Source organism: Acidovorax sp. JHL-9, assembly GCF_000426205.1.
Lineage (GTDB): Bacteria > Pseudomonadota > Gammaproteobacteria > Burkholderiales > Burkholderiaceae_C > Acidovorax > Acidovorax soli.
In genome coordinates this window covers 104083-111560 of record NZ_AUEX01000015.1, presented here as the reverse complement: position 1 = coordinate 111560, position 7478 = coordinate 104083, and the positions used below count along the sequence as shown (strand labels likewise).

At 63.0% G+C, this 7478-nt stretch carries 7 protein-coding genes; 1 reads left to right on the top strand and 6 read right to left on the bottom strand.

Annotation, left to right across the window (positions count from 1 at the left end):
• Positions 1 to 261 (top strand): transposase (locus tag K225_RS0111720; RefSeq protein ID WP_026436592.1); only part of this gene is annotated, 261 nt, incomplete at its 5' end.
• A gap of 15 nt (positions 262 to 276) precedes the next feature.
• On the opposite strand, the gene K225_RS20740 is transcribed toward K225_RS0111720, so the two are convergent.
• From K225_RS20740 to K225_RS0111690, 6 genes are all read right to left on the bottom strand, one after another.
• The gene (locus K225_RS20740; protein ID WP_051248893.1) at positions 277 to 1908 is read right to left on the bottom strand and encodes an efflux RND transporter periplasmic adaptor subunit; all 1632 of its coding nucleotides are present in this window, start codon (positions 1906 to 1908) and stop codon (positions 277 to 279) included.
• Positions 1905 to 3179: a TolC family protein gene (locus tag K225_RS0111710; RefSeq protein WP_026436591.1), complete on the bottom strand. Its 1275-nt coding sequence runs from the start codon at positions 3177 to 3179 to the stop codon at positions 1905 to 1907. Before K225_RS0111710 ends, K225_RS20740 begins: the two co-directional genes overlap by 4 nt.
• Positions 3176 to 3424 carry a DUF2789 domain-containing protein gene (locus K225_RS0111705; RefSeq protein ID WP_026436590.1) on the bottom strand — a complete coding sequence of 83 codons (249 nt, stop codon included), beginning with the start codon at positions 3422 to 3424 and terminating at the stop codon, positions 3176 to 3178. The genes K225_RS0111710 and K225_RS0111705 overlap by 4 nt, the downstream gene beginning before the upstream one ends.
• 56 nt (positions 3425 to 3480) lie before the next feature.
• On the bottom strand, positions 3481 to 4761 hold the full coding sequence (locus tag K225_RS0111700; RefSeq protein WP_026436589.1) for an MgtC/SapB family protein: 1281 nt from the start codon (positions 4759 to 4761) through the stop codon (positions 3481 to 3483).
• On the bottom strand, positions 4758 to 4913 hold the full coding sequence (locus K225_RS22455; RefSeq protein WP_202900046.1) for a hypothetical protein: 156 nt from the start codon (positions 4911 to 4913) through the stop codon (positions 4758 to 4760). Before K225_RS22455 ends, K225_RS0111700 begins: the two co-directional genes overlap by 4 nt.
• Positions 4914 to 5082: 169 nt before the next feature.
• Positions 5083 to 7425, bottom strand: coding sequence for a copper-translocating P-type ATPase (locus K225_RS0111690; RefSeq protein ID WP_026436588.1), 2343 nt, complete (start codon positions 7423 to 7425; stop codon positions 5083 to 5085).
• Between the last annotated feature and the right edge of the window lie 53 nt (positions 7426 to 7478).

The window sequence follows — 7478 nt, the reverse complement described above, 5'->3', positions numbered from 1 at the left end:
GTCATTCCGTTCTTCGCCTTCCCGCCAGAGGTGCGGCGCGTGATCTATACGACCAATGCGATTGAGAGCGTGAATGCGCGGCTGCGAAAGATCATCAAGACGCGCGGGCACTTCCCCAGCGATGACGCGGCCACCAAGCTGATCTGGCTGGCACTGCGCAACATCACCGAGGACTGGGGACGGGCGGCCAACCACTGGAAATCAGCGATGAACCAATTCGCGATCCTCTACGAAGATCGGTTCACGAAATCGAGCACGTAAGATAGTCAACCAGCTTCACGAAATCGGTGAAGGTTCAATGAGCCTCACACACAGAAATTCGGACAGGCCCCCCACGGGTTTCACGGAGGTGATCACCCATTCGCCCTGCCCGCGCTCGACGAACTCGAAGGCGACCAAGGCGCCAGGCTTCATGCCCGCCAGTAACCCGCTGTTGGAAACCTTGAACTCCATAGACATCGCTGGCCATTTGAGGGCAGGTATGGGGCCATGGGCAATGGTCACCGTGCCATTCTTCGTGTCCAGCTCCTCCAGCTTGCCCTCCCCCTGGTGTCCGACGGAGGCCGCTGGCTTACCCGCATCTGGGGCGCCTTGTGCGTCCGGCTTGGCTCCATGTGAGGCGCTCCCAAAGCCGCCCACGGCTGCCTTGAGGTTACTCTCGGCGTCGATCAGGAAGTTGGCGGCGATGACCACCTGCTCCCCCTCGCGCACACCCTCGATGACTTCAATGCGGTCGTCGCTGCGCGAGCCTACTTTGACGTCGCGGGGTTCGAACCGGCCTTCCTTGCGCTGCACCAGGACGATCTGGCGTGTGCCGCTGTCAATCACGGCCGAAGTCGGCACTGTCAAAACAGCGCCCTTGCTGGCGGTCGGAAGTTCCACATGGGCAAACATGCCCGGCTTGAGCAGGCCAGCCGTGTTCGACAGGTCGACGCGCACCTGCACCGTTCGAGTTTCAGGCTTCAAGGTGGGGTACACATAGCTGACAGCCCCCTGGAACACCTTGTCTGGGTAGGCATTGATTTGCACCTTGGCCTTGCCCCCCGACTTGACCAAGCCGATGTCTTGCTCGAAAACATCCGCGATGACCCAGACCGAGGACAGGTTTGCCACCTGGTAGAGCATTTCGCCCGGCATGAAACGCATGCCTTGAACTACCTTCTTGTCGGTGATGATCCCAGCCACCGGTGAGCGGAATGTCAGCGTGCGGCGTGATTCGCCAGATTTGGCCAAGGCCTTGACTTGCTCGTCCGAGATGTCCCAGTTGCGAAGCCGCGCCAGGCTGGAGTCGGCCAGCTCACGCATGCCGCGCTGTGCCTCACCGGAGGCGTCCTTCAACGCGTCGACACCCTGTGCCGCGATGGTGTATTCGCGCTGAGCAGACACCAGTTCGGGGCTGTAGACCTCGAAGAGTGGCTGCCCCTTGCTGACCGCCTGCCCCGTAACATTGGCATGCAGACGCTCGACATAGCCCTCGAATTTGGCAGCGATGGTGAAGGTCTGGCGCTCGTCTGGTTCAATGCGGCCGGTGGCACGTACCACCTTGTCCAGAGAACGCAGACTTGCCGCCTCGCTGCGAACGCCGAGTTTCTGAATCTTTTCGGTGCTGATGCGAATTTGGTTGGCATTCGTTTCTTCCTCTTCCGGCTCTCCCTCGTAGACCGGGATGTAATCCATCCCCATCGGATCTTTTTTCGGTGTGGAAGATGTGTCGGGCAGCCCCATCGGATTGCGGTAGAAAAGTACCTTGCGCTCCTTCTTGGCGGTAACGGCAGAAGCACCTGGCGACGCAGTCCGGTCACCACTGTGGGCTTCGGATTGGCGCTGCCCCATCCAATAGCCACCGCCCGCCGCCAACCCCGCTGCGACGACAGACAGGAGTACGCCTGCCTTGAAACCGGTTGTCATTGTTCTTCTCCGACGATGCTTTCAATGGTGGCAAGCCGCTTCTGTGCGTCTACTGCGGCCTTGATCTGATTCAATTTGGTTTGGCGAATCTGGCGCTGCGCGTCCAGCAAGGTTGCGAAATCCACCTTGCCCGTCTGGTATCCGGCCAGCGCCGAGCGCAAGGTCAACTCGGATTGCGGCAAAAGGCTGTCCGTGGTCAACGCCAGAGTACGCCGGGCGGACTCGAAAGCAGCCACGTCGGCGTAAAGCTCTGCCAGGATTTGATTCGAAGCGACTTCCTGGCGTGAGCGCGCTGCGGCCAACATCGCCTCGGCCTCCCGCTCCTGGGCGCGCCGCGCGTCTTGCTGCAGGGGAATGTTCATCTCGACCATCAACTCCCACTCTTTGACCGAGCCTCTGTACTGAATCGGGGAGATACCAACGTTGAAGTCGGGATAGCGGTTCTTGTAGGCCAACTCGCGGCTCTTCTCGGCAGCCCTGATCTGGGACTCTTCCGTGCGCAGCAGCGGATTGTTCATCCGGGCACGCGCCTCCAAAGCCATGAAGCTGACTTGCTCCAGCGCTGGCAAGGCACGGATCTGCCCGGGTGCAGCCAAAGGCTCCGAGCTCGCACGCCCCACGAGCGCATTCAACCTGGCCTGGAGTTGGCGGCGCTCAGCCTCCAGTGCAATCAGCTCGTTGCGCATGGTGGACTGCTCCACCTGCGCACGGATCACATCCTGTTGCGCAGCAAGCCCGCCCGTGTAGCGGACCTGGGCGACTTTTTCCAGCTGTACCATCAGGTCGAGAATTTCCCGCGACAAGCGTTCGTTCTGGTCCAGGTAATAAAGCTCGGCATAAGCCGTCTTGATCTTGCCAGCCAGTTCAACCCAGGCGCCTGCAGCGCGGTGTCTCGCAGCTTCTGCTTGCGACTCAGCCACCTCACGCTTCAAACCGCGTTTACCCACCCAGGGCAGGTCCTGCATCAGCAGATAACGGGTGCTTCCGACGCGCCCAGGCAACAGGGTGGGGTTTTGCCCCCCCATGCGCGTGATGTCACGCAATTCGGTCCGGAATTTGGGGTCCGGCAAGGCGCCCGCAGGCACGATGCGTTCTGCGGCCGCATCCGCATCAAAACGCATGCTGGCGATTTCGGGGTTTCGCTCCCTGGCTGCCTGCAGCAAGCCTTCGACACTCGAACCCAGCTTGGCCTCCTGCGCGTAAGCCATCGGGCTCAGCGCAAGAGACACCAACACCACACCCAGCGCCAGGCGACTCCTCACAGGCATCATGACCGCCGCCTCGGTGCACGCAAGGCAGCATTCAACCGGTCAATGACTTCTGCCCAGTCCGCGTCTTCCAGAAGCTCTTCACGCAACAGAGTCGCCTGAGAGGGCGTCCAGAATGGCGCATCGGCCAGCAGCACATCGGCCGGCAGCGGAGCGTGGGCCTCCAAGAACTCCCCAATGCCTGCCGCGTCCATGCGCAGTCCAAGCTGGGCAAACAGTTCAGAGAAGCGATGAAATGACTTTTCCATAGCGGTGATCCCTATTGTTCCAACACAAAAACTCTGGCGACATGGCCGGTGGAGGCTCACGAAAGTTTCACGCTCAACGCCAATGCGACCGCTCCGAACGCCATCGCGCCCAGGTAGCCGAGAACCACCGGTTTACCGACCTGCGCCCCACCCGTCGTCCAGGCGATACCGGCCTTGGTCACCATGTTGGCCAAGGTTGCAAGGCCGATCGCCGTGACGGTGGTCGCCGTTGACAATCCTCCGGAACCATGCAACCGAGCGAGCGAGATCAAAATCGCGTCTACGTCCGCCAGGCCAGACACCGCCGACAACACATAGAGGCCGCTGGTGTCCAGCCACTGCTTTGCCGCTGGCACCAGGACGCTCATGGCAGCGAGCAGCACACCAAAACCGAGCGCAGTGCCGAGGTCGAATGGCGCCATCGCACCGACAGAGCCCTCCCCCGCTGCAGTGCGGTCGAGCGTGCGCCACCGCCACAGTGCAATACTCAGCAGCACCACGCCAGTGACTACCAGGGCGCTGCCGAAGCTGGGCAGCAACTTGGGCTGGATGACGCCCAGCAGAATGAGCATGCGAAAAAACATGACGCCACATGAGGCCAACGCCCCGGCAGCCGCCGCGCCGGCCAGCGAAGGCTGCACACGGGCATAGCGGGCCAAGGCCATCGTGGCGGCCGTGGATGAGGCCAGCCCTCCCAGAATCCCCGTCCACAGCACGCCCCTTTGCACACCGGTGATCCGCATGGCGAAGTGCCCCGTCAGCGACAGGCCTGCAATCAGGATGACGGCCCACCAAAGCTGGTACGGATTGAGCGCGGCATAGGGTCCCAGACCCGTGTTCGGCAGGTAGGGCAGGATGACCGTGGACAACACCAGCAACTGCAACGATGCCGTCAACTCGCGGTGATCGATCAAGCGCAACCAACCGTGCAGGGTCGGCTTGAGGTCCAGCAACACAGCACTCACCACCGCTGCCGACAATGCCAGGGTGATGTTGCCGTGTGCCGCAAAGGCGCCCAGGGCCAAAGTCAGTAGCATCGCCACCGGAGTCGTCGCGCTCAGGTTGCCAGTCAGTTTGGCATTTCGGGCGTAGGACACCGTCAGCAGCAAGGCGATTCCGAGCAGCGCACCCAGCAAAGGCCAGGCACCGAAAACTGGCTGCAGGTGCCCCAGCACACCGCCGAGCAGTCCGGTCAGCGCAAAGGTGCGCAAACCTGCAACACGCCCTCCTTCCGGCAATTCGCGCTCGTGCCAGCCGCGTTCCAGGCCAACCACCAGACCGACAGCAAGCGCGGCAACCAGGCCCGGGGCGCCCGGTGGTAGTTCGTAGCTGTTCATCGGTGCTCCCCGTTGATGGCCTTCGTCGCTGCATGCACGATCTTGCGCATGCCAGGCACCACGACCGCACCACAGGCATACCGCGAGTCGGCATTGAACAGCGTTGCCTCTTCGGCCCGATCCACGTTCAGCATCAGTTCCTCACGCAGCATCGAACCCTCCGCCGCTGAATTTCAGGTTATTGCACTTCGCTTTGGCATCCGCCTACTTTGCGCGAATGCACGCTATGCATTTTGCGAGCCCAAGGCTGACACGCAGATGTTTCAAAAATGACATCTCTATCAGAAAACCTTGGGCGCACTACGGCTCCGAACTCCGGCATCATTTCTTGCCGTGCCGCAGACGCAGCGCATTTCCGATCACCGACACCGAGCTCAAGCTCATGGCCAGCGCCGCGATCAGCGGGGACAACAACCACCCCGTGAACGGGTACAGCACGCCCGCCGCAATCGGCACCCCAATGCCGTTGTAAACGAAGGCGAACAGCAGGTTCTGGCGCATGTTCCGTACCGTGTCGGTAGAGATGTCACGCGCCGCAGTGATGCCCCGCAAATCGCCCTTGACCAGCGTGATCTGGCCGCTGTTCATGGCCACATCGGTCCCGGTGCCCATGGCCACACCGACATCGGCCTTGGCCAAGGCAGGCGCATCGTTGATGCCATCGCCGGCCATGGCCACTATGCGACCCTCGTTCTGGAGCCGTTCCACCAGCGCCAGCTTGTCGGCGGGCTTGACTTCGCCATGCACCTCGTCGATGCCAAGTCTGGCCCCCACGGCCTTGGCCGTGGTCAGGCCGTCTCCCGTCGCCATCACGATGCGCAGGCCGCTGGCGTGCAAAGCCTTGATCGCTTCCAGCGTGGTGGCCTTGATGGGATCGGTCACGGCCAGGATGCCCGCCAGTTGCCTGTCCACGGCCAGATGCATCACGCTGGCGCCTTCACTGCGCAGGCGCTCAGCGTCGGTTTTGAGCGCATCCGTCGCCACGCCCTCCTGCGCCATCAATGCGGTGTTTCCCAGCACCAGGTGCTTGCCAGCGACGAGGCCGCGCACGCCGATCCCGCTGCCTGACTCGAAATCCACCGGCTGGACCAGCTCCAGCCCTTTGGCGCGTGCGGCACTGACGATGGCCTGCGCCAAGGGATGTTCGCTGCCTTGGTCCAGGCTGGCTGCCAGGCGCAGCACTTCGTCTGCGGTGAAGCCGGCGGCACCGACCGCGGTGTCGAAGGCGGGCTTGCCTTCCGTGAGCGTGCCGGTCTTGTCCACAATCAGCGTGTCCACCTCGCGCATTTTTTCGATGGCGCCCGCATCCCGGAACAGCACACCTTGGGTCGCTGCGCGCCCCGTGGCAACCATCACCGACATGGGTGTGGCCAGCCCCAGCGCACAGGGGCAGGCGATGATCAGCACCGCCACCGCGTTGATCAGGCCAAACACCCAACGGGGCTCGGGGCCGAACAGACCCCAGACGAAGAACGTGGCGACGGCGATCGCCACGACCACCACGACGAACTTGCCCGCCACCACGTCGGCCATGCGCTGCATGGGTGCCTTGGAGCGCTGGGCGGTGGCCACCATCTGCACGATTTGCGCCAGCATGGTGGCCGCACCAACCTTCTCGGAGCGCATCACCAGCGCGCCGCTGGTATTGAGCGTGGCGCCGATCAGCGCGTCGCCCGCACGCTTGGTCACGGGCAGGGGTTCGCCCGTCAGCATGGATTCATCGACTGCGCTGTGCCCCTCGGTCACCACACCATCGACGGGCACCTTCTCGCCGGGGCGCACGCGCAGCAGGTCGCCAACATGCACGTGGGCCAGCGGCACGTCCTCCTCGCTGCCATCGGCGTTGATGCGCCGCGCGGTCTTGGGCGCCAGGCCCAGCAGCGACTTGAGTGCGGCCGAGGTCTGCGAGCGTGCCTTCAGCTCCAGGATTTGCCCCAGCGTGGTCAGCGAAATGATGACCACGGCGGCCTCGAAGTACACGGCCACGCGGCCCATGGCCACGAACGTGGCGGGGAACACCTGCGGTGCCAGCGTGGCAACGACACTGTAGACAAAGGCCGCCCCGGTGCCCAGGGCGATCAGAGTCCACATGCTGGGGCTGCGCTGCACAACGGACTGCCAGCCGCGCACGAAGAACGGCCCGCCGGTCCACAGCACCACGGGCAGCGACAGCGCCAACTCGATCCAGCTCTGCCTCGCCATGTCGAACCAACCCAGACGATGGCCGAACATGGCCAGCACCGTGACGAGCACCGTGAGCGGCAGCGTCCACCAGAAGCGGCGCTGGAAATCCTGGAGCTCGTGGTTGTCTTGCGCATCCAGCGGAATGATGGGCTCCAGCGTCATGCCGCACTTGGGGCAGTTGCCGGGGTGATCCTGCTGCACTTCAGGATGCATGGGGCAGGTGTAGATGGTGCCGGCGGGCACCGCCGCTACCGGCTCGGCAATGGGCTCTGGCAATGGCGGGCCCCCGCCTCCGCCACGCCCATGCGAATGATGGTGGCCCACGTGCACCTCGTCCTCGGGCACCAGGTGCATCTGGCATTGGGGACAACGCCCCGGCTGGTCTTGGCGCACCTCCGGGTGCATGGGGCAGGTATAGATGGTTCCCGCCGGAACCCCTTCGCCGCCAGCGTGGTCTTGGTGATGCGGGTGATGATTCATACCCATGCCTTTTTTGAGTTGACTCGATGCTTGGCCTTGCCATCATGGAAAAG